Origin of the sequence: Pseudomonas nabeulensis (assembly GCF_004682045.1) — a bacterium.
GTDB lineage: Bacteria > Pseudomonadota > Gammaproteobacteria > Pseudomonadales > Pseudomonadaceae > Aquipseudomonas > Aquipseudomonas nabeulensis.
In genome coordinates, this window is sequence record NZ_QUZT01000057.1 from 18,036 (window position 1) to 38,413 (window position 20,378).

Genomic DNA, 20,378 nt, shown 5'->3' on the forward strand with positions numbered 1-20,378 from the left:
GAGGGGGCTTGCCCCCGATAGCTGTGTGTCAGTGAGTACATCTGTAACTGACCCACTGCAATCGGGGGCAAGCCCCCTCCCACATTTTGATCTCTGTTCACATTGGGTCTATGTTGTCTGGTATTAAGCGCCAGGCAACGCCAGTTGTGGGTTGACGAAGTCAAACGCCGCCAACTGAAACCCTTGCTCATCCACCTGCAACGCCCACCCTTGCTTGTCCCAATCCCCCAGCACAATACGCTTGGCCGCCTGGTCGCCAATCTGCAACTTATGAATGGCAGGGCGGTGGGTATGGCCGTGGACCAGGGTGCGCACGCCAAAGTGCTGCATCACCCGTGGCACTTCTTCGGGCGTCACATCCACGATGTCATTGGCCTTCATGCGCGTTTGCGCACGGCTCTCGCTGCGCAGCTTGCGCGCCAGCTTATGGCGGGTGCGCAGCGGTAAGTGCCGCAGGATAAACAACACAATCGGATTGCGCAGGATGCGCCGCAGCTTCATATAGCCGACGTCGCGGGTGCAGAGGCTGTCGCCGTGCATCAACAGCACAGGTTCGCCGTGGAGCTGCACGACACTCGGGTCCTTGAGCAAGGTGGCACCTGCTGCTTTGCAGAACGCCTTGCCGATCAGGAAATCGCGATTGCCGTGCATGATGAAAATCGGGGTGCCGCTGTCGCTCAGTTCGCGCAGGGCTGCGCAAATGGAGCGCTGGAAGGGGGTCATGCCATCGTCGCCAATCCAGGCTTCAAAGAAGTCCCCCAGAATGTACAACGCCTGGGCACCACGGGCGCGGCCGTGGAGCAGATCCAGAAACGCCCGGGTGATGTCCGGGCGCTCCTCTTCCAGATGCAAGTCTGAAATAAGCAGGATCACGCTTAGATGATCTCGGCTTTCTCGACGATAACGTCTTCTACCGGAACGTCCTGGTGACCGGCTTTACCGGTGGTCTGCACGCCTTTGATCTTGTCGACGATGTCCTGGCCTTCGGTGACTTTACCGAATACTGCGTAGCCCCAGCCTTGTACGTTCTTGCCGCTGTGGTTCAGGAAAGTGTTGTCGGCGACGTTGATGAAGAACTGCGCGGAGGCCGAATGCGGCTCCATGGTACGGGCCATGGCGACGGTGTATTTGTCGTTGGAAAGGCCGTTGTCCGCTTCGTTCTGGATGCTTGGACGCTTGTCTTTCTTCTCTTTCATGCCTGGCTCGAAACCGCCGCCCTGGATCATGAAGTTGCCGATGACACGGTGGAAAACGGTGTTTTCGTAGTGGCCGGCTTTAACGTACTCGATGAAGTTGGCGACGGTGATCGGCGCTTTCTCGGCGTTCAGCTCGATGACGATGTCACCGTGGTTGGTGGTCAGTTTGACTTGAGTCATGTTCACTACTCTTTCAGGGAATTCGTGGATTTGGGTGCCGGGGCACCACGACCGGTATGGCGAAACTGCGGCCAAGGCGCGCAGTTTAGCGTGACCGACGGGAATTTCGAGGTGGTTTTTTACCACTTGGCTAATTAAAGCAGCAGTTTTTGGCCGCGCTCTGTCAGTGTCTTGACCGCTTCGGCTATTATGAGCGCTTTGTTTTATCTGGCCCCATCCGGCCACGTACCTGTGTTCAAGGATCCTATGAGCAAGCCCACTGTCGACCCTACCTCGAATTCCAAGGCCGGACCTGCCGTCCCGGTCAATTTCCTGCGCCCGATCATCCAGGCGGACCTGGATTCGGGCAAGCACACGCAGATCGTCACCCGTTTCCCGCCAGAGCCCAACGGCTACCTGCACATCGGTCACGCCAAGTCGATCTGTGTGAACTTCGGCCTGGCCCAGGAGTTCGGTGGCGTCACGCACCTGCGTTTCGACGACACCAACCCGGCCAAGGAAGACCAGGAATACATCGACGCCATCGAAAGCGACGTGAAGTGGCTGGGCTTCGAATGGTCCGGTGAAGTGCGCTATGCCTCGCAATACTTCGACCAGTTGCACGACTGGGCCGTCGAGCTGATCAAGGCCGGCAAGGCCTACGTCGACGACCTGAGCCCGGAACAAGCCAAGGAATACCGCGGCACCCTGACCGAGCCGGGCAAGAACAGCCCGTTCCGCGACCGTTCGGTGGAAGAGAACCTGGACTGGTTCGCCCGCATGCGCGCCGGTGAATTCCCGGACGGCGCTCGCGTACTGCGTGCCAAGATCGACATGGCCTCGCCGAACATGAACCTGCGCGACCCGATCATGTACCGCATCCGCCACGCCCATCACCACCAGACCGGTGACAAGTGGTGCATCTACCCGAACTACGACTTCACCCACGGTCAGTCGGACGCCATCGAAGGCATCACCCACTCCATTTGCACCCTGGAGTTCGAAAGCCATCGTCCTCTGTACGAGTGGTTCCTGGAGCACCTGCCGGTTCCGGCACAGCCGCGCCAGTACGAATTCAGCCGCCTGAACCTGAACTACACCATCACCAGCAAGCGCAAGCTCAAGCAACTGGTGGATGAGAAGCACGTCAACGGCTGGGACGACCCGCGCATGTCCACGCTGTCGGGCTTCCGTCGCCGTGGCTACACCCCTGCCTCGATCCGCAACTTCTGCGAGATGGTCGGCACCAACCGTTCCGACGGCGTGGTGGACTTCGGCATGCTCGAGTTCAGCATCCGCAACGACCTCGACCACAGCGCCCCACGTGCCATGTGCGTGTTGCGTCCGCTGAAAGTCGTGATCACCAACTACCCGGAAGACAAGGTCGACAACCTCGAGTTGCCGCGTCATCCACAGAAAGAAGAACTCGGCGTGCGCAAGCTGCCGTTTGCCCGTGAAATCTACATCGACCGCGATGACTTCATGGAAGAACCGCCAAAAGGCTACAAGCGCCTGGAGCCAAACGGCGAAGTGCGTCTGCGTGGCAGCTACGTGATCCGCGCTGACGAAGCGATCAAGGACGCCGATGGCAACATCGTCGAACTGCGTTGCTCGTACGATCCGGACACCCTGGGCAAGAACCCGGAAGGCCGCAAGGTCAAGGGCGTGATCCACTGGGTGCCGGCTGCGGCCAGCATCGAATGCGAAGTGCGTTTGTATGATCGCCTGTTCCGCTCGCCGAACCCTGAGAAGGCCGAAGACAGCGCGAGCTTCCTCGACAACATCAACCCTGACTCCCTGCAAGTTCTCACAGGTTGTCGTGCCGAGCCGTCGTTGGGCGAAGCACAGCCGGAAGACCGTTTCCAGTTCGAGCGCGAAGGTTACTTCTGCGCGGATATCAAGGACTCGAAACCAGGCGCTCCGGTATTCAACCGTACCGTGACCTTGCGTGATTCGTGGGGCCAGTGATTAAGTCTTAAGGGATTCATCGTGCTAACGATCTACAACACGCTCAGCAAGACCAAAGAAGTCTTCAAGCCGCTCGATGGCAACAAGGTGCGCATGTACGTGTGCGGCATGACCGTGTACGACTACTGCCACATCGGCCACGGTCGCAGCATGGTGGCATTCGACCTGGTGACCCGCTGGTTGCGTTTCAGCGGCTATGACTTGACGTACGTGCGCAACATCACCGACATCGACGACAAGATCATCAACCGCGCCAATGAAAACGGCGAGTCGTTCGACGCGCTGACCCAGCGCATGATCGCCGCCATGCACGAGGACGAGGCGCGCCTCAACATCCTCAAGCCGGACATGGAGCCGCGAGCCACGGACCACATCCCTGGCATGCACGCCATGATCCAGACCCTGATCGACAAGGGTTACGCCTACGCCCCGGGTAACGGTGACGTGTACTACCGCGTCGCCAAGTTCATGGGCTACGGCAAGCTGTCGCGCAAGAAAATCGAAGACCTGCGCATCGGCGCGCGGATCGAAGTGGACGAAGCCAAGCAAGACCCGCTGGACTTCGTGCTGTGGAAAGCCACCAAGCCGGGCGAGCCAAGCTGGGAATCGCCATGGGGCGCCGGGCGTCCGGGCTGGCACATCGAATGCTCGGTGATGTCCACCTGCTGCCTGGGCGAGACCTTCGACATTCATGGCGGCGGCAGCGACCTCGAGTTCCCGCACCACGAAAACGAAATCGCCCAAAGCGAAGCCGCCACCGGCAAGACCTACGCCAACGCCTGGATGCACTGCGGCATGATCCGCATCAATGGCGAGAAGATGTCCAAGTCCTTGAACAACTTCTTCACCATTCGCGACGTGCTGGAAAAGTATCATCCGGAAGTGGTGCGTTACCTGCTGGTGTCCAGCCACTACCGTAGCGCGATCAACTACTCGGAAGACAACCTCAAGGACGCCAAGGGCGCCCTGGAGCGGTTCTACCATGCGTTGAAAGGCTTGCCAGCCGTAGCGCCTGCCGGCGGCGAAGCGTTCGTTGAGCGCTTCACCCAGGTGATGAACGACGACTTCGGCACTCCGGAAGCCTGCGCCGTACTGTTCGAGATGGTGCGCGAGATCAACCGCCTGCGCGAGAGCGACCTCGACGCAGCGGCTGGCCTGGCGGCGCGCCTGAAAGAACTGGCCAGCGTGCTCGGGGTTCTGCAAATGAAGCCTGATGACTTCCTGCAAGCCGGCGCCGAAGGGCGTGTGGATGCGGCTGAAGTGGATGCGCTGATCCAGGCGCGTCTGACTGCACGCGCCAACAAGGACTGGGCGGAATCCGACCGTATCCGCGACCAACTCACCGCCATGGGCGTGGTGTTGGAAGACGGGAAGGGTGGGACGACGTGGCGGTTGGTTGACTGACTGTTGGTTGCTGCACACTGAATGAAAACGCCCCGACTGGTTCGGGGCGTTTTTTTATACACCGTTTTAACGGCTCACTCGATCTACTGTGGGGCTTGCCCTAATGCCAGTCAGTTAAGAAATAGTAAGGGTGAAAAGTAACCTGTGGCGAGGGAGCTTGCTCCCGCTGGACTGCGCAGCAGGCCCATTTTTTGGGGCCGCTTCGCGGCCCAGCGGGAGCAAGCTCCCTCGCCACAAGTACAGTGTTTCCCTTAACTGACTGGCATTAAGGCAAGCCCCACATTTTTTACCGTGTCCGCCTTCAAGGCTGTTTGAGGGTCAGTGCCTTATCGACCAACAACTGAATTCCCTCCAGCATTCGGGAAATTCCCAGCGCCACGCTGCGAGGACTACCGTCGACCTCAAAAGCCAAATGGCTGGCCAGTGCTTGAACTGACGCAAGATCCTCCGATGCGTTGGCCAACAGCGTCTCGGCGTCCAGGCCTTCACGCACGGCAAACAAGCCATGGCCTTCAGCAGAAGGCTCTGGTTTCTCAGACGGGTTCGGATAGTGGTTAATCGCTCGATGAGCGGCGGTGTGAAATGCGGTTGAATCTAACGGCGGATTCGGACTGTCTTTAATCATGACAAAGCTCCTAGAGTATTGGAGCCGCCCCCATCGCTGCGAAACGATACCCGGGTGGCAGCTGTACGCAGGTTCGCAGACCGGGACTCTAGGCACCCGGCATACCCGAAGGTATCCCGCGCACAGCCGCCATAACATCAGGCATAAAAAAGCGCCCGCTATCTTGAGGTGGACGCTGTGCGTCTAGAGTTTAACCGGGCTGCGAAACCCGGTCGCTGAATTTGCAGCGACCGCCGAAGATTAGGCAGCCATCTTCCGAGGGACAACCCTAAAACGCTGTCGGAAATTTCTGCGGTTTTTTGCTGGGCAGTGTCACCGGACCAAAGGTGACCCCCAATCTAAATGTGGGAGCGGGCTTGCCCGCGAATGCGGAGTGTCAGCTAATAAATTTGTAGCTGACCCTCCCTCATCGGGAGCAAGCCCCCTCCCACATTTTTACCATGCCCGCTCAACTCTGCGAGTGTCTGCGCGGCCGTGGCGACGGTACAAAAATCCTAGGACATTTCGGAAAGTTCCCATTTGTTTTGACGCCTGGCGAATCGTAGCTTTAGATGACTGCGACAACCCATCCCACGACTAGAACGGCAGCGATTAAAATGGATTGTATTTTCTGCAACATCGTCCACAAAACCTCCCCAGCCCACATTCTGTGGGAAGACGACCAGCACATGGCCTTCCTCTCGATCTTCCCCAACACCCCCGGTTTCAGCGTAGTAATCCCCAAGCAGCATTACGGCAGTTATGCGTTTGCGCAGTCGGATGAAGTGCTGGCCGCGCTGGCGGTGGCGGCGAAGAAGACGGCGTTGCAAATCGACCGGGCGTTTCCCGATGTGGCGCGTACGGGGCTGATCATGGAGGGGTATGGGGTGGACCATCTGCATGCGAAGTTGTTTCCCATGCATGGGACCGGTGGGGACAGTACGTTCAAGCCGTTGAGTTCGAAGGTGGATAAGTTTTTTGAGGCGTATGAAGGCTATATCTCGTCACACGATCATGTGCGGGCGGATGATGGAGGGTTGGCGGAACTGGCGGCGCACATCCGGTCTTTCGCCTAACACAGTTCAAAGTGTGGGAGGGGGCTTGCCCCCGATAGCGGTGTGTCAGCCAGCATATTTGTAGCTTACCCACAGCTATCGGGGGCAAGCCCCCTCCCACACTTGAACCTCTGTGTGTCTGAGAGGTCAGCGGCGGCTGCTGACTTCCGCGGGTACATCATCACCGGCCATGCGCTTACGGAACAACGCCGTACGCGCCAACAGCAACGTGGTCACCGGCACGGTGATCGACAACAGAATCGGGATCAACCAGCCGTGCAATACCGGCCCGGATTTGAGCACCGAAAAATACACAATCGACGCCAACGCCACGCACCACGCACCCAACGTGGACGCCAGTGCCGGCGGGTGCATGCGCTGGAAGAAGTCCTTCATGCGCAACAATCCAATCGCGCCAATCAACGCAAACACGCTGCTCAGTACCAGCAGCACCGCTACGACCACTTCCACCCATAACGGCATCATTCAATCACCTCGCCACGCAGCAGGAATTTCGCCAGGGCAAACGAGCCCACAAAGCCAAACAGCGCAATCAGCAGCGCCGCTTCAAAGTAGGTGTCACTGGCATAACGAATACCCAGCACCAGCATCATCAGCATCGCCAAAATGTACAGGTAGTCCAGCGCCAGTACCCGGTCTTGCGCCGAGGGGCCTTTGAACAGGCGCACCAGGGTCAGCACCATGGCCAGGGAGAACAGGAACAGGCTGAACAGGATCGCATTGGAGAGCAGGGCGCTCATTCGAAGATCTCCATCAGGGGCCGCTCATAGGTGGTCTTGAAGTGTTCGATAAACGGCGCTTCATCCTCCAGGTCGAACACGTGCAGCAGCAGGATGCTGCGGTCCAGCGCCAGTTCCGACCAGATGGTGCCAGGCACCACCGTGGTAATCATCGACAGCGCGGCAAGGCCGTTGGCGTCGCGCAGATCCAGAGGGATCTTGATAAAGCGCGAACGCGGCGGCCGTGAGCCGCAGGTCAGCACGCCCCAGGCGACTTGCAGGTTGGAGATGATCACATCGCGGCCCACCAGGAAGAACAGGCGGATAATCACCCCAGGGCGGCGAATACGGATCGGCAACGGCCGCAGCGGCGCCATCATCAGCGGCGCGAGAAAGCCCAGCAGCGCGCCCAGCAACAGGTTGCCAGGGCTGACCGACAGGTTCAGCACCAGCCACAACAGCCATAACGCCAACGACAACCACGGGGCAGGAAACAGGCGCTTCATGGTTGCACCTCCAACGCGGCGGCCTTGGCTTCGGGGCTGGGCACAGGACGTGTGGCCATCACCGCCATCACGTAATGCTCCGGGTTGTTCAGGCTCACGGCGGTGGCCTGGGTGTAGCGCATCAGCGGTTCGGCCTTGAAGGTCAGCAGGATGCTCAGGCCCAGCAGCAAGAAAATCGGCACACACTCGTAGCGGCGCAGCAGCGGCGACGGGCGCTCTTCCGGGGTCCAGAAGCGCTGGATGCCGAGGCGGGCGAAGGCGATCAACGAGGCCAGGCCCGAGAGGATCAGCAGCGCGACCAAGCCCCAGGCCGCCGGACGGATCGGCGCGTCAGCGCTGACACCCAGCCCCAGCGGATTGACCAGTGCACTCAACAAGCTGAGCTTGCCGATAAACCCGGACAGCGGCGGCATGCCGATAATCAGTAGGGCGCAGGCGATAAAGCTCAAACCCAGGAATGCCATGGTCCACGGAATCACCTGGCCAACCACCGCCTGCTGCTCGTCATCGAGGTTCACGCCCGGACGCGGATGCAGGGACTCCATGGCTTTCGGCAGCGCATCGATTTCTTCATCCAGCGGCAAATCATTGGCCGAACGCGAACGCTCGATCAACTCCGCCAACAGGAACAGCGCACTCAACGCCAGCGTCGAGCTGACCAGATAGAACAACGCGCCCGCGATCAGGCTCGGCTGGGCGAAACCCACCGCCGATAGCAAGATCCCCGCCGACACCAGAATGCTCAGGCTCGCCATGCGCTCCAGCCGCTGCGCCGCGATCATCGCCAGGCCGGCACAGATAATCGTCGCCATGCCGCCATACACCAGCCAGTCACCGCCAAACAGCGCCGACGCCCCGGCCTGGCCGGAGAACAACAGCGTCCACAGGCGCAACACGGTGTACACGCCGACTTTGGTCATGATCGCAAACATCGCCGCCACCGGCGCGCTGGCCGAGGAGTAGGCGGGCGCCAGCCAGAAATTCAGCGGCCACATGCCGGCTTTCGCCAGGAATGCTGTCGCCAGGATCGCCGCACCGGCATGCAGCAGGCCGCGATCCGCTTCCGGCACCAACGGGATTTTCAACGCCAGGTCAGCAAAGTTCAGGGTGCCGGTCACGCCGTAGATCATTGCCGCGCCAATCAAAAACAGCGACGACGCCAGCAGGTTGATCGCGATGTAATGCAACCCCGCCGACACCCGCGCCCGGCCCGAGCCGTGCAGCATCAGGCCGTAGGACGCCGCCAGCAGCACCTCGAAGAACACGAACAGGTTGAACAGGTCGGCGGTGAGGAATGCGCCGTACAAGCCCATCATCTGTACCTGGAACAGCGCATGGAAACTGGTGCCCGCCCGGTCCCAGCGGGCCATGGCGAACAGCAGCGCGCTCACGCCGATGATCCCGGTCAGCACCAGCATCAGCGCCGACAGTTGGTCCACCACCAGCACAATGCCGAACGGCACCTGCCAGTTGCCCGGCAAGTACACGCCAATCGAGCCGGGGCCGCCTTTTTGCGTCCAGTACAGCAGCACAATCGCGATGCCCAGACCGAGCATGCTGGAGAACAGGTTGATGCGTGCCTTGAGCGGGCGGTGCTTTTCGCCGAGCATCAGCATCAAGGCAGCGGTCAGCAACGGCAGCAGGATCGGCGCGACGATCAGTTGATTCATCCACGTCATTCCTTGGGCTCCCGGCCGTCTACATGGTCTGTGCCGGTCAAGCCCCGGGAGGCCAGCAGCACCACCAGGAACAACGCAGTCATGGCGAAGCTGATCACGATGGCCGTGAGTACCAGCGCCTGGGGCAGGGGATCGGTGTAGTTGAGCAGGTCTTGCGGCACGCCGTCCTTGATGATCGGCTCCTTGCCGATAAACAGGCTGCCCATGCTGAAAATGAACAGGTTGACCCCATACGACAACAGGCACAGGCCCATCACCACCTGGAAGGTCCGTGGCCGCAGGATCAACCACACGCCCGAGGCCGCCAGCACCCCAATGGCGATTGCGATGACTTCTTCCATCAGGCGGCTCCTTCTGTTGCGACGACCACTTTGGCCTGGTTGCTCGGTTTATGCGCGCGCACCGACTGGTGACCGAGGGCGGTGAGCATCAGCAAGGTTGAGCCGACGACCATGGCGTACACGCCGACGTCGAAGAACAACGCACTGGCGACATGAATATCCCCCAGCACCGGCAAGCTGAAATGCCAGGTGTGGGTGGTCAGGAACGGGTAGCCGACAAACAGCGCGCCGAGCCCGGTGAGTGTTGCCGAGAACAGCCCGAAGCCCATCCAGCGCATTGGCCGCAGGCTCATCTGCGCCTCGACCCACTGGGTGCCCGCCACCATGTATTGCAGGATAAACGCCACCGACATCACCAAACCGGCGACAAAGCCGCCGCCCGGTTGGTTGTGCCCACGCATGAACAGGTAGAACGACACCACCAGCGCAATCGGCAGCAGCAGGCGCACCAGCACCGCCGGCACCATCATGAAGCCCAACGCGGTGTCGCTGGCCTGGCGCGGGTTGACCAGATCGGTGGCCACGTCCGGCGCCAACTGGCGCTGTTGGGCGGGCAATTGCATGCTTTCTTTCGAGGGGCGGAAGCGACGTAGCAGGGCGTAGACCGTGAGCGCCACCGCGCCAAGTACGGTGATTTCACCCAAAGTATCGAAGCCCCGGAAGTCCACCAGCATCACGTTGACCACATTGCTGCCGCCACCTTCGGGCAGGGCACGGCTGAGGTAGAACGACGAGATATCGTTGGGCGTCTGGCGCGTGAGCATGGCGTAGGACAGCAACGCCATGCCGCCACCGACCACGGTGGACAACAGGAAGTCACGCAGACGACGGATGCGTGCCTTGCGCAAAGAGCTTGGCAGCGGCGAGACCTCTTCGATCCGCCGTGGCAGCCAGCGCAGGCCCAGCAGGATCAGCACGGTGGTCACCACTTCCACCACCAATTGCGTCAGCGCCAGGTCCGGCGCGGAGAACCACACGAAGGTGATGCAGGTCATCAGGCCGCACACGCTGACCATGGTCAGGGCCGCCAGCCGGTGATACTTGGCCTGCCAGGCGGCACCGAGGGCGCAGGCAATCGCCAGCAGCCACAGGGTGACGAACACGATGGAACCCGGGATTTTCGGGCGGTCGCCCCAACTCAGGCCGCTGTTGAGCATCGGGATCACGCCGCCCACCACCGCCACCAGCACCAGCAGGAACAACTGCGTCTGCAGGCGCTTGGTGCTGATGCGTTTCTCGATTCGACGCACACCGCGCATCATCACCACCAGGCTGCGCTCGAACATGCGCTTGCCGTTGAAGTAGCTGATGATCGGCGGGTACTTGAAACGCCCGCGCTTGAGTTGCTTGCGCAAGAGCAGGTACAGCACCACACCGGCGGACATGGCCACCAGGCTCATGATCATCGGCGCGTTCCAGCCGTGCCAGATCGCCAGGCTGTATTCGGGCAGCGCGCCGCCCACCACCGGCAAGGCCGCAGCGGCCAGGATCGAGCCTACGACTTGCGCCGGAAAAATCCCCACCAGCAGGCAGGTAAACACCAGCAATTCCACCGGCGCCCGCATCCAGCGCGGCGGTTCGTGGGGCGTGTGCGGCAGGTTGGTAGCAGTCGGGCCGAAGAACACATCAACGGTAAAGCGCAGCGCATAGACCACGCTGAACGTACCGGCGACGGTCGCGATCACCGGCAGGGCGAACTCCACCCAGGCGGTCGACGAGATAAACACGGTTTCGGCGAAGAACATTTCTTTGGACAGGAAGCCGTTGAGCAACGGCACCCCGGCCATGGAGGCACTGGCCACCATCGCCAGGGTCGCGGTAAACGGGATCAACCGGATCAAGCCGCTGAGCTTGCGAATGTCACGGGTGCCGCTTTCGTGGTCGATGATCCCCGCCGCCATGAACAGCGACGCCTTGAAGGTGGCATGGTTGAGGATATGGAACACCGCGGCGACGGCGGCCAGCGGGCTGTTAAGGCCCAGCAACAAGGTGATCAAGCCAAGATGGCTGATGGTGGAGTAGGCCAGCAGGCCCTTGAGATCGTTTTGAAAGATGGCGCAGTAAGCACCGAGCAGCAGGGTAATCGCGCCGGCACCGCCGACGATGTAGAACCATTCTTCGCTGCCGGACAGCGACGGCCACAGGCGGGCCAGCAGGAACACGCCGGCCTTCACCATCGTTGCCGAATGCAGGTACGCCGACACCGGCGTCGGCGCCGCCATTGCGTGGGGCAGCCAGAAGTGGAAGGGGAATTGCGCGCTTTTGCTCAAGGCGCCGATCAGCACCAGGGCCAGCATGACCGGGTACAAGGCGTGGGCGCGAATCTGCTCGCCCGCCGCCAGTACCAAGTCAAGGTCGTAGCTACCGACGATATGCCCCAGCAGCATCACGCCCGCCAACAGGCACAAGCCGCCGGCGCCGGTGACCATCAACGCCATATACGCACCGCGTCGCGCATCGGCGCGGTGGTGCCAATAACCGATCAACAGGAACGAGAACAGGCTGGTCAGTTCCCAGAAGAACACGATCTGGATCAGGTTGCCGGAAATCACCAGCCCGAGCATGGCGCCCATAAAGGCCAGGAAAAACGCGAAGAAACGCGGCACCGGGTCGTCCGGCGACATGTAATAGCGCGCATACAGCGACACCAGCGTGCCGATGCCCAGCACCAGCATCGAGAACAACCAGGCAAACCCATCCATGCGCAACACGAAGTTCAGCCCAAGGCTGGGCAACCACATGAATTCTTCGCGGATCACGCCACCGTGGGCGATCTGGGGGTAGAGCAGGGCGACTTGAATGGTGCCGACCAAGGCCACAAGGCCAGCCAGCAGGGATTCGGTGTTACGTGCATTGTGCGGCAGCAAGGCCGCCAGACAGCTGCCAGCGAACGGCAGAAGCAGTAGAACTATCAGGGACATAGGCTTCTAATCTGCGGGAGTTTGGGATGCATCATACGTGCCGCTTTCTCGATCACCAAACGGCAACATGTGGCAGGATCCTACAAGGTAGGCTGAAAATGCCCATAACGCATTATTTGCAGACGCCACCTTCAACTGTGGGAGGGGGCTTGCTCCCGATAGCGGTGGGTTAGCTTGCAGGTGTGTTGACTGACACGCCGCCATCGCGAGCAAGCCCGCTCCCACACTTGACCGCGTCGGGCCTTACCCTTGGCGTTCTTGCTCCAGCTCTTCTTCCTGTGCCAACGCCTTCTGCCCCTTGGTCTTCATCTCACTCACAATCACCGCCGCCACAATCAACGCCGCCCCCAGCATCGCGATCGGCGGGAAGCGCTCGCCGGCGATCCGTCCAACCACACCGGCCCACACCGGTTCCCCGGCATAGATCAATGTGGCGCGAGTCGGCGAAACACTTTGCTGCGCCCAGTTCATCGCCACCTGGATCACCGCACTGGTCAAGCCCAGGCCCACCGCACTGAACAACAGCAACCACGAAAAGCCCGGCAGCGCCTCACCCATCGGCACCACCATCATGAATGACAACACCGACGCCGTGGCCAGTTGCACCACGGTCACCCGGCGTACATCCACTTGCCCGGCAAAGGCGCCGATCAGGATGATCTCGGCGGCAATCGCCACCGCACCAATCAACGTGGCGATTTCACCAGGGCTGAAATTCAGCGAAGCCCCCGCCGGCCCGGTCAGCAACATCAACCCGGTAAACGCCAGCATGATGCCAATGCTCGGCATCAGCCCCGGGCGACGCCCCAGCACCAACCATTGCAGCAACGGTACGAAGGGCACATATAACGCGGTGATAAACGCCGATTGGCTACTGAGGATGGTCTGCAAGCCAATGGTCTGCAGCCCGTAGCCAAACATGATCGCTACGCCGATAAACACCCCGGCCTTGAATTCGAACAGCGTCAGGTCGCGCAGGGTGCGCAATGAAAAGAAGCCCACCACAATCGCGGCGGCGGCAAAGCGCAGGCCCACGAAAAACATCGGCCCACTGACGGTCATGGCGTGCTGCACCAGCAAAAAGGTGCCGCCCCAGATCATGGTGATCACCACCAGGATGCATTCGGCTTTGCTGAAACGGTTGAAACGCGAGGGGGATTTGGGGGCAGTCATGGCGGCTCTGGTCTTGCATGGGAAAGGCACGGACCGCACAATGCGCCGCACGCTGGGCAGTATACTGCGCACACCCACCCATTGAGCAATATAGTGCACAAAGAAAATCCGCAACGGGCCTCGGTCCTGCAGCATGTCAGCCAGAACGTCCGTCGCCTGCGTCACGCCGCCGACTTGAGCCAGACCGCACTCTCGGAAAAGTCCGGGGTCAGCCGGCGCATGCTGGTGGCGATTGAAGCGGGGGAAAAGAACGTCAGCCTGTCCACCCTCGACCGCGTGGCCGAAGCGCTGGACGTGGCCTTCAGCGACCTGATCCAGGCCCCGGACGTGCGCGACCACAGCCGCATCAACGAACTGGCCTGGGCCGGTGAGATCGACGGCAGCAAGGCAGTGTTGCTGGCCAAGGCCACCGCCCGCCGCGAAGTGGAACTATGGGAGTGGCGCCTGGAGCCCGGCGACCGCTATTGTCCGGATCCCGACCTGGAAGGCTGGAGCGAGCAGCTGTTTGTGTTTGAGGGCAATTTGACCTTGGTGGTGGCGGGTACAGAAAACCTCATCGGCGCCGGTGAGTTCTTCATGTTCGCCAGCCATCAACAACACATCTATCGCAATGATGGTGATGTGGCGGTGCGCTTTATCCGCAACGTGGTGATTTGACGCCTGACACTGTCAATGTTGACAGGTTTGCGCGCTTCATTTTGTTGGTAGCTTAACGTTTTAGGGAATCGTATCGATTGCCCTTCGATGGTTCTGCACTCATAAATGAGGTGTCACGCTATGGACGTCTTTGTTCCTGAAATCAGCGCAAAACACGCAATCGACTTTCCATCACCCACTGTCGAACCCCTTGATCAAAATGGGCACGTCAGGCGTGTCGACATCGTCTCCGGGCTGGTCAACATCGTGATTGGGCCTGTCCCGCACATTCAGAATGGGGACCTTGTGACGTATACCCTACGCTCATCAGCCGGTACATGGGCTGGTCGTCGCACTGTCCAGGATGCTGCCAAGCCCCTGCATATTGGGGTGCAACCTGTCGTTAGTTCGCCGATGCACATTCGCTACATTGTTGAGCGCGCTGACGGAACGCCCGTGGGCAAGTCATCTGAGGCGACTTACCAAATCGTTCCGTGAAACAGGTGTACAGGACGCCGGGAGCGGGGCAGGTGTTCGTGGGGCAACACTCTTTCAACAAGTTGCCCATGTAACGCCAATTGTGTTCGCTTTTCTTTTTGGGAGTGCCGTGTAAACAGGCAACCCGCTGAGACGGCACGACTTCTGCAATCCCTCCAGGTAACTAACAGTCGCCTGGAGTCGGCCCATGTCAGCCCACCCTCAACACCCTGCCCATATCATCCGCTCGGACGCGGAAGCCATCGACGTTGCCACGCGCCTGGCCGAGCGCTTTGCCATCGACGCCAGCGTGCGTGACCGCGAGCGTCGCTTGCCCGTGGCAGAACTCGACGAGTTCTCCGCCAGCGGCCTGTGGGGCATTACCATTCCCAAAGCCTACGGCGGCGCAGAGGTGTCCTATGTGACAGTGGCCGAGGTGATCAAGTTGGTCTCCGCCGCCGACCCGTCATTGGGGCAGATCCCGCAGAACCACCTGGGCGTGGTGGATATCCTGCTGCAAACGGCGAGCGAGGAACAAAAGCAGTATTACTTCGCCAAGGTCTTGCAAGGCTACCGCTTCGGCAATGCGTTCTCCGAAGCCAAGAGCAAAAACGCCGGCACCTTCGATACGCAAATTCGCTTCCACGGCGACACCGCGCAAATCAACGGCGAGAAGTTCTACTGCACCGGCGCGCTGTTCGCCCATATCGTGCCCACTGTGGGCAATAACGAAAAAGACCAGGCATTTATTGCCTTTGTCGAACGCGACGCCCAAGGCCTGAACGTGATTGACAGCTGGGACGGCTTTGGCCAGCGCACCACCGCCAGCGGTGGCGTGACCCTGGACGGCGTGACCGTACCATTGAGTGCCGTTATTCCGGCCTATCTGGCCTTCGATCAACCCACCGCCAACGGTCCTATCTCGCAAATCATCCAGGCCGCCGTCGATACCGGTATTGCCCTGGGCGCTCTGGAACAAGCCAAGATCTACGCCCGACAAGCACGCCCCTGGATCGACAGCCAACAGGATCACGGCTGGCAAGACCCGTTCACCATCGCCGCCATTGGTGATCTGCAGTGGCGGGTGCACGGCACCGAAGCCATCCTCGCCAAAGCCGGCCAGGCCGTGGACCGCGCCCTTGCCGAGCCCAGTGAAGACAGCGTCGCCCACGCTTCGCTGGTGGTCGCCCAAGCCAAAGTCCTGTCCGCCGAAACCGCATTGCTCGCCAGCAGCAAACTCTTCGAACTGGCTGGCACCCGCTCGGTCACCGGCAAGCACAACCTCGACCGTTTCTGGCGCAACGCACGCACCCACACCCTGCACGACCCGGCTCGCTGGAAATACCATCTGATCGGCAATTTTGTGCTCAACGGCGTGAAACCTGCGCGCCACGCCTGGAACTGAGGAGCTTACCCATGACTGCCTTGAACCTTGCGCGCCAACTGCTGGACAGCACCCGTCGGCATGTTGAAAAAAGCGCCGACCCTTATGTGATCAGCCGCTTCGGCGATTTGCAGATTCGCGTGGACGTTGCAGCCGCGCTACTGGAACGCGCCGTAGCCCATCCCAGCCCTGTCGCCGCCACAGAAGCGCAGATCGCTGCCGCCGAAGCCCTGATCGCCGCGAGCAACGCCGAATTCGAACTCACCGGCCAACGCACCGCACTGCCGTCGACCCTGGATGACCCGCTGCGTACGAAATACCAGATCGTCGGCAACTATCACCTCAACGGAGTGCTGTGATGTCCCGTGAAATCCGCTTGAATGCCTTCGACATGAACTGCGTCGGCCACCAATCCCCGGGCTTGTGGGCGCACCCCCGTGACCGCTCGTGGCAGTACAAGGACCTGGAATACTGGACCGACCTGGCCAGGATCCTTGAGCGCGGCAAGTTCGACGGCCTGTTTATCGCCGACGTGCTGGGTATCTACGATGTGTACAACGGCAACGGTGAGGCCGCGATTCGCCAGGCCACCCAGGTCCCGGTCAATGACCCGCTGTCGCTGATCGCGCCGATGGCGCTGGTCACCGAGCACTTGGGCTTTGGCCTGACGGCGTCGCTGTCGTTTGAACACCCGTATCCCTTCGCCCGGCGGCTCTCGACCCTCGATCACCTGACCAAGGGCCGCATCGGCTGGAACATCGTCACCTCTTACCTGGAAAGCGGCGCGAAAAATATCGGCCAACACGCCCAGACCGAACACGATGCACGTTACGACTACGCCGAGGAATACCTGGAGGTCTGCTACAAACTCTGGGAAGGCAGTTGGGAGGAGGGCGCCGTCCTGCGTGACCGCGAGCGTCGGATTTTCAGTGATCCGAGCAAAATCCACGAGATCCGCCACGTCGGCAAACACTTCCAGGTGCCCGGCATTCATCTGTGCGAGCCGTCGCCGCAACGCACGCCGGTGCTTTACCAGGCCGGGGCGTCCAGCCGGGGCAAGCAGTTTGCCGCTGAGCAGGCCGAGTGCGTATTCGTCGCCGCACCGTCCAAGGTCTTGCTGAAAAAGACCGTCGCCGACATCCGCCGGCGTGCCGCCGAGGCGGGGCGTGATCCGAAGAAAATCCTGATCTTCAACCTGCAGACGGTGATCGTCGCCGAGACCGACGCCAAGGCCAAGGCCAAATTCGAGGAATACAAATCCTACGTCAGCTACGAAGGCGCGATGGCGCTGATCTCCGGCTGGACCGGTATCGATTTCAGCCAGTTCAAACCGGATGAGCCGCTCAAGCATGTACACACCAATGCCATTCAATCGGCGGTGGAGGCTTTTTCCACGGCAGACCCGAACAAGGTCTGGACGCCCAATGAATTGGCCGAGTGGGTCGGCATTGGCGGCTTTGGCCCGTTGTTCGTCGGCGGCCCGGAAACGGTGGCAGACCTGTTGCAGGAGTGGGTGGAAGAGACGGATGTGGATGGCTTTAATTTGGCCTATGCGCTGACCCACGAGACGTTTGTCGATGCCGTGGAGTGGCTGGTGCCGGAGTTGCAGAAGCGCGGGGTGTACAAGACTGAATATGCTCAGGGCACGTTGCGCGAGAAGTTGTTTGGCAATGGTGCTCGGCTGGAAACGAACCATCCAGGCGCCAGCTACCGCAATCTATCAAGTCCACACATAACCAATGTGGGAGGGGGCTTGCCCCCGATCGCGGTGGCTCAGACAAAAATAACTGCCTGACACACCGCTATCGGGAGCAAGCCCCCTCCCACATTGGCCCGTGTAGATCCAGAAAATTCCGCCAGCGGACCACCGCACGCACATCACCCAAATAGGAGTATCACCCCTATGAGCGTGCACCCACTCAAACATCCGCTGGCCGTGGAATGGCCCGCCGAACGGCTCGACATCTCGGCCAACGCCCTGGAACGACTGCACCACTGGGCCCAAGTCACGCCACTGCACACTGCCCTGCGCCACAAACGCCAGGGCCAGTGGCATGCGTGGCGCTGGATTGACGTGTCACGGGACGTCGAGCGCTTGGCTGACGGCCTACGCCAACAGGATTTCAGTGAACACTCGCGCCTGGCCCTTAGCGGCGTGTTTGAGCCTAACCTGTTGCTGCTGGCGCTGGCCGCTCAATCCATTGGCGGGCAGGTGCTGACGCTGGCGGACAACCTCGAACCTGAGGTGCTGGAGTATCACCTGCGGCGGATACGGCCCACCCACACTTACGCTCGGCATTGGCCATTGGATAACGGGCTGGATTTCGCCGAGCTGCTGGGCCCGGTCGACCCCGGGCAATACCTGACTCGCTGGTGGCAACCGAGCGACGAAACCGCCCTGTGGAGTGAGCAGAGCACTCAATCGCACGGTGCGCTGGCGGCGGTGCTGGAGCAATGGCTCGCCGACGGCCAAGGTAGGGCGTTTGGCGATCGACGTGAAGTCGCGGCCGCTGGCAGTTGGCGCCGACGATTATGTGAGTGGGCATTGGCCAAGCGGTGATACGGGCCGGTCCTACTTTGGTACTGTGCGACACGCCATCCTTGAATGTGGCGCTTATGATCGCGAACGACATCTATCTGGGTAAACAGTAAAGGCGAACTTGCATGACTGACTCCATCCGCAACGCTGATGTCTTGATCATCGGCGGCGGGCTAAGCGGCACAATGCTGGCGGTGCAACTGCTGCGCCAGCCGGGCCAGCGCCGCATCCTGGTGATCGAACCGCGTGCCGAACTTGGCCGTGGCGAGGCTTACAGCGCGGTCGAACTGGGCCATACCTTGAATGGCAATGCGGCGCGCATGAGCGTCGACCCGGACAACGCCGACGACCTGACCCAGTGGCTCACCGATTACATCGGCGCTGGGGGCTGGCCGGAGTCGGACCAGCAGCACGTGCCTATTAGCGAACTGTTCCCGCCCCGGGGGATCTTCGGCCTATACGCGCAACAACGGCTGGCTGAGGCCAAGGCGTTGTCGGCGTCCACCGTGGAGCATGTGCGTGGCGAAGTGGTCGACCTGCTGGTGGACGACACCTCGACGCTGCTGACGCTGGATAACGGTCAGCAATTGCGCGGTGCTTTCGCCGTGTTGGCCACCGGCATGTTCCCGGCGGCGCGCACGCCGCAGACCGAGTCCAGCGGCCTGAACGCAGCTGCGATGGACCCTTGGGACGTGAAAACCATGACCCAACTCGACCCCCAGGCCACGGTGCTGATCATCGGCTCCGGGCTGACCATGGTCGACGCCGTGGTGTCCCTGGAACAGGCCGGCCATCGCGGGCCTATCGAGATTTTTTCGCGCCATGGCTTGTTGCCCCATGTGCGTCGGCAACCGCCGAGTTGGGTGGATTTCCTGGCCGATGACCACAGCCTGCGCAGCCCACGGCAATTGCTCCGTGAACTGCGTCGGCAATGCCGAATCGCGCAGGCGCAGGGCATCGATTGGCAAGCGCCTTTGGACACGGTGCGCGCCCATATCGGTCGTTTGTGGAGCCAGGCCAGCGAGCGGGAAAAACGTCAGTTTGTACGGCATGTGCGGCCCTGGTGGGAAAGCCATCACCACCGCTCGCCACCGTTGAGTGCGCAGTTGGTGGCGCGTTTGCATGAGGAGGGGCGCCTGCGGATTCGGGCGGCGTCGTTCAAGGGGTTGGAGCCTTCATCCGAAGGTGTAGTCATTCGCCTGCGCCCGCGTGGCGAGCCGGTGGTGACCCTCGTTGCGGGCGCGGCGCTGATCAACTCCAGCGGCATCGAATACGACTGGCGCCGCGTGGCCCGGCCGTTGCCTCAGCAGTTGCTCAAACGTGGGTTGATCCAGCCAGGGCCATTGGCGTTGGGGATTACGGCGGATGCGGGCGGGGCGGTGGTGGATGCCCAGGGGCAGGTCAGCCAGCGGTTGTTTGCCATGGGCCCGCCATTGCGGGGGATGTGGTGGGAGAGCACGGCGGTCACCGACGTGGCGATTCAGGCCAAGGCGCTGGCCTTGAAGCTCGCAAACCTCTGAATCTGCAATGCCATCCAGTGTGGGAGGGGGCTTGCCCCCGATAGCAGTGTGTCAGCTAAAAATCTGGTACTGATTC

General features: G+C 60.9%; 19 protein-coding genes. 9 read left to right on the forward strand and 10 right to left on the reverse strand.

Annotated features, from left to right (window positions below; all coding sequences use genetic code 11):
- Positions 1–123: 123 nt before the first annotated feature.
- Together lpxH and DYL61_RS24000 are read right to left on the reverse strand one after the other, a co-directional pair.
- A complete protein-coding gene (gene lpxH, locus DYL61_RS23995) occupies positions 124–873 on the reverse strand; it encodes a UDP-2,3-diacylglucosamine diphosphatase (RefSeq protein ID WP_135310392.1) in 750 nt (249 codons plus the stop codon).
- Positions 874–875: 2 nt separating this feature from the next.
- The gene (locus DYL61_RS24000; protein WP_135310393.1) at positions 876–1,376 is read right to left on the reverse strand and encodes a peptidylprolyl isomerase; all 501 of its coding nucleotides are present in this window, start codon (positions 1,374–1,376) and stop codon (positions 876–878) included.
- A 246-nt stretch (positions 1,377–1,622) separates the two neighbouring features.
- Between DYL61_RS24000 and DYL61_RS24005 the strand changes: the two genes are divergently transcribed.
- Positions 1,623–3,323 (forward strand): glutamine--tRNA ligase/YqeY domain fusion protein, encoded by a 1,701-nt coding sequence (locus DYL61_RS24005; RefSeq protein WP_135310394.1) that lies wholly within the window; start codon positions 1,623–1,625, stop codon positions 3,321–3,323.
- A gap of 21 nt (positions 3,324–3,344) precedes the next feature.
- Positions 3,345–4,727 (forward strand): cysteine--tRNA ligase, encoded by a 1,383-nt coding sequence (cysS, locus tag DYL61_RS24010; protein WP_135310395.1) that lies wholly within the window; start codon positions 3,345–3,347, stop codon positions 4,725–4,727.
- Positions 4,728–5,028: 301 nt separating this feature from the next.
- On the opposite strand, the gene DYL61_RS24015 is transcribed toward cysS, so the two are convergent.
- Entirely contained in the window at positions 5,029–5,352 is a 324-nt protein-coding gene (locus DYL61_RS24015) for a DUF6124 family protein (protein WP_135310396.1), read from the reverse strand.
- Positions 5,353–5,948: 596 nt separating this feature from the next.
- On the opposite strand from DYL61_RS24015, the gene DYL61_RS24020 reads away from it, so the two are divergent.
- Entirely contained in the window at positions 5,949–6,407 is a 459-nt protein-coding gene (locus tag DYL61_RS24020; RefSeq protein WP_135310397.1) for an HIT family protein, read from the forward strand.
- 126 nt (positions 6,408–6,533) lie between these two features.
- On the opposite strand, the gene DYL61_RS24025 is transcribed toward DYL61_RS24020, so the two are convergent.
- The 7 genes from DYL61_RS24025 to DYL61_RS24055 all read right to left on the reverse strand — a co-directional run bounded on the left by DYL61_RS24025 (position 6,534) and on the right by DYL61_RS24055 (position 13,746).
- Complete coding sequence (locus DYL61_RS24025; RefSeq protein ID WP_135310398.1) at positions 6,534–6,872, reverse strand: Na+/H+ antiporter subunit G; 339 nt, start codon at positions 6,870–6,872, stop codon at positions 6,534–6,536.
- A complete protein-coding gene (locus DYL61_RS24030; RefSeq protein WP_003211751.1) occupies positions 6,869–7,147 on the reverse strand; it encodes a K+/H+ antiporter subunit F in 279 nt (92 codons plus the stop codon). The genes DYL61_RS24025 and DYL61_RS24030 overlap by 4 nt, the downstream gene beginning before the upstream one ends.
- Entirely contained in the window at positions 7,144–7,632 is a 489-nt protein-coding gene (locus DYL61_RS24035; protein WP_135310399.1) for a Na+/H+ antiporter subunit E, read from the reverse strand. The genes DYL61_RS24030 and DYL61_RS24035 overlap by 4 nt, the downstream gene beginning before the upstream one ends.
- A complete protein-coding gene (locus tag DYL61_RS24040; RefSeq protein WP_135310400.1) occupies positions 7,629–9,311 on the reverse strand; it encodes a monovalent cation/H+ antiporter subunit D in 1,683 nt (560 codons plus the stop codon). Before DYL61_RS24040 ends, DYL61_RS24035 begins: the two co-directional genes overlap by 4 nt.
- Positions 9,308–9,652, reverse strand: a complete 345-nt coding sequence (locus DYL61_RS24045; RefSeq protein WP_003192163.1) for a Na+/H+ antiporter subunit C — start codon at positions 9,650–9,652, stop codon at positions 9,308–9,310. The genes DYL61_RS24040 and DYL61_RS24045 overlap by 4 nt, the downstream gene beginning before the upstream one ends.
- Positions 9,652–12,573 (reverse strand): monovalent cation/H+ antiporter subunit A, encoded by a 2,922-nt coding sequence (locus DYL61_RS24050; RefSeq protein ID WP_135310401.1) that lies wholly within the window; start codon positions 12,571–12,573, stop codon positions 9,652–9,654. Before DYL61_RS24050 ends, DYL61_RS24045 begins: the two co-directional genes overlap by 1 nt.
- A 243-nt stretch (positions 12,574–12,816) precedes the next feature.
- The gene (locus DYL61_RS24055; RefSeq protein ID WP_135310402.1) at positions 12,817–13,746 is read right to left on the reverse strand and encodes a DMT family transporter; all 930 of its coding nucleotides are present in this window, start codon (positions 13,744–13,746) and stop codon (positions 12,817–12,819) included.
- A gap of 93 nt (positions 13,747–13,839) precedes the next feature.
- Here DYL61_RS24055 and DYL61_RS24060 point away from each other — a divergent pair, with 93 nt between their 5' ends.
- The 6 genes from DYL61_RS24060 (at position 13,840) to DYL61_RS24085 (ending at position 20,302) form a co-directional block, all read left to right on the forward strand.
- Positions 13,840–14,403: a helix-turn-helix domain-containing protein gene (locus tag DYL61_RS24060; protein WP_135310403.1), complete on the forward strand. Its 564-nt coding sequence runs from the start codon at positions 13,840–13,842 to the stop codon at positions 14,401–14,403.
- A gap of 664 nt (positions 14,404–15,067) precedes the next feature.
- Entirely contained in the window at positions 15,068–16,264 is a 1,197-nt protein-coding gene (locus tag DYL61_RS24065; RefSeq protein WP_135310404.1) for an SfnB family sulfur acquisition oxidoreductase, read from the forward strand.
- Positions 16,265–16,275: 11 nt separating this feature from the next.
- Positions 16,276–16,602: an acyl-CoA dehydrogenase gene (locus DYL61_RS24070; RefSeq protein WP_135310405.1), complete on the forward strand. Its 327-nt coding sequence runs from the start codon at positions 16,276–16,278 to the stop codon at positions 16,600–16,602.
- Entirely contained in the window at positions 16,602–18,038 is a 1,437-nt protein-coding gene (locus tag DYL61_RS24075) for an LLM class flavin-dependent oxidoreductase (RefSeq protein ID WP_135310406.1), read from the forward strand. The genes DYL61_RS24070 and DYL61_RS24075 overlap by 1 nt, the downstream gene beginning before the upstream one ends.
- Before the next feature lie 108 nt (positions 18,039–18,146).
- The gene (locus DYL61_RS24080) at positions 18,147–18,803 is read left to right on the forward strand and encodes an AMP-binding protein (protein WP_135310407.1); all 657 of its coding nucleotides are present in this window, start codon (positions 18,147–18,149) and stop codon (positions 18,801–18,803) included.
- A gap of 104 nt (positions 18,804–18,907) precedes the next feature.
- A complete protein-coding gene (locus DYL61_RS24085; RefSeq protein ID WP_135310408.1) occupies positions 18,908–20,302 on the forward strand; it encodes an FAD/NAD(P)-binding protein in 1,395 nt (464 codons plus the stop codon).
- Positions 20,303–20,378 lie beyond the last annotated feature (76 nt).

Coding starts and splice junctions, on each gene's coding strand:
- DYL61_RS24040 (WP_135310400.1), bottom strand. CDS start 9,311: ATGACGTGGATGAATCAACTGATCGTCGCGCCGATCCTGCTGCCGTTG.
- DYL61_RS24085 (WP_135310408.1), top strand. CDS start 18,908: ATGACTGACTCCATCCGCAACGCTGATGTCTTGATCATCGGCGGCGGG.
- DYL61_RS24000 (WP_135310393.1), bottom strand. CDS start 1,376: ATGACTCAAGTCAAACTGACCACCAACCACGGTGACATCGTCATCGAG.
- DYL61_RS24025 (WP_135310398.1), bottom strand. CDS start 6,872: ATGATGCCGTTATGGGTGGAAGTGGTCGTAGCGGTGCTGCTGGTACTG.
- DYL61_RS24030 (WP_003211751.1), bottom strand. CDS start 7,147: ATGAGCGCCCTGCTCTCCAATGCGATCCTGTTCAGCCTGTTCCTGTTC.
- DYL61_RS24055 (WP_135310402.1), bottom strand. CDS start 13,746: ATGACTGCCCCCAAATCCCCCTCGCGTTTCAACCGTTTCAGCAAAGCC.
- DYL61_RS24005 (WP_135310394.1), top strand. CDS start 1,623: ATGAGCAAGCCCACTGTCGACCCTACCTCGAATTCCAAGGCCGGACCT.
- DYL61_RS24065 (WP_135310404.1), top strand. CDS start 15,068: ATGTCAGCCCACCCTCAACACCCTGCCCATATCATCCGCTCGGACGCG.
- DYL61_RS24050 (WP_135310401.1), bottom strand. CDS start 12,573: ATGTCCCTGATAGTTCTACTGCTTCTGCCGTTCGCTGGCAGCTGTCTG.
- DYL61_RS24070 (WP_135310405.1), top strand. CDS start 16,276: ATGACTGCCTTGAACCTTGCGCGCCAACTGCTGGACAGCACCCGTCGG.
- DYL61_RS24075 (WP_135310406.1), top strand. CDS start 16,602: ATGTCCCGTGAAATCCGCTTGAATGCCTTCGACATGAACTGCGTCGGC.
- DYL61_RS24080 (WP_135310407.1), top strand. CDS start 18,147: ATGAGCGTGCACCCACTCAAACATCCGCTGGCCGTGGAATGGCCCGCC.
- DYL61_RS24045 (WP_003192163.1), bottom strand. CDS start 9,652: ATGGAAGAAGTCATCGCAATCGCCATTGGGGTGCTGGCGGCCTCGGGC.
- DYL61_RS24035 (WP_135310399.1), bottom strand. CDS start 7,632: ATGAAGCGCCTGTTTCCTGCCCCGTGGTTGTCGTTGGCGTTATGGCTG.
- DYL61_RS24015 (WP_135310396.1), bottom strand. CDS start 5,352: ATGATTAAAGACAGTCCGAATCCGCCGTTAGATTCAACCGCATTTCAC.
- DYL61_RS24020 (WP_135310397.1), top strand. CDS start 5,949: ATGGATTGTATTTTCTGCAACATCGTCCACAAAACCTCCCCAGCCCAC.